Here is a 1,185-nt window from a genome sequence, read left to right on the forward strand (position 1 = left end):
GCGAGGTCCGCGCCGCCGCCCGGCCCGGCAGGACGGACGCGAGCAGACCGGCTGCGACGGCCACCACCAGCACGAGGCCGAGGTCCCGCCACGGCACCTCGAAGGTGACCGCGCCGACGGCGCCGAGCACCGTGGCCGCGCCGGCCCAGCCGTACAGCAGGCCGAGGACGGCCCCCACGGCCGCACCGATCCCCGCGATGAGCACCCCCTCGATCGCCAGCGACCCGCGCAGGCGGCCCCGCGTCAGGCCCAGCGCCCGGAGGGTCGCCGACTCGCGCCGCCGCTCCAGGACGGACAGCGACAGGGTGTTGGCGACGCCGATGACCGCGATGACGACCGCCGCCCCCAGCAGGCCGACGACCACGGCCAGCAGGGTGTCGATCACCTGCTCGAAGCGGACGCGCTCCAGCGCGGCCCCCGCGACGATGACCGGGACGTCGGACAGCGCGTCCTGCACGTCGGCGACCACCACGGCCGCCGAGGCGTCCTCGGCGAACCGCACCCATCCCTCCACCGGCTCGGAGGGTCCGGCCACCGCCGCGAGCGTCGCCGGGGTCAGCAGCAGGACGTCGGGCAGGTCGGCCACGACCACGCGGGCAGCCACGGCGTCACCCGCACCACCTGCCGTGCCGTCACCTGCGGCGTCGTCGGCTGCGCTCGCGGTGCCGTCGTCGGCCGCGGGAGGCGCCGCGACGCGGATCTCCTGGCCGTCGGCGAGGCCCCACGCGCCGGCCAGGTCTGCGCCGACCAGCACGGTGTCGTCGGCCAGGCCCGTCGCGCCGCTCGCCCGCAGGACCGCGGTGAGCGCGGCCGGCTCGACCGCGGTGGCGTCCCACGTCGTCAGCGTCCCGCCGTCGGTGTGCCGGAGCTCGACGGCGCCGCGGCGCACGGGTGCGACCTCGGCCACGCCCCCGACGGCCCCCACGGTGCGCAGCACGCCCGGGTCGAGCGCCGCGCCCGGCCCCGACCCGACCGAGATCGCCAGGTCGACGGGGTACTGCGCCGCGAGCTCCTCGGACAGCGTGGTCCGTGCGCTCGCGGCACCGGTGCTCATCATCGCCACGAGCGTCACGCCGATGAGCAGCGCGGAGCTCGTCGCGGCGGTCCGGCGCGGGTTGCGCACCGTGTTCGCCGCGGCCAGCGCGGCGGTCGGCCCGGCGCGGCCCAGCAGCCGGCCGACGCCCC

The 1,185-nt window shown here is 78.5% G+C and carries 1 protein-coding gene; it reads right to left on the minus strand.

Translation table 11 applies throughout. The features are described 5' to 3' along the window. Positions 1-1,185, minus strand: a 1,185-nt coding sequence (locus tag N866_RS18780) for an ABC transporter permease (protein ID WP_034229663.1), incomplete at both ends; no start/stop codon positions are given.

It is taken from the genome of Actinotalea ferrariae CF5-4, assembly GCF_000603945.1.
GTDB classification, from domain to species: domain Bacteria; phylum Actinomycetota; class Actinomycetes; order Actinomycetales; family Cellulomonadaceae; genus Actinotalea; species Actinotalea ferrariae.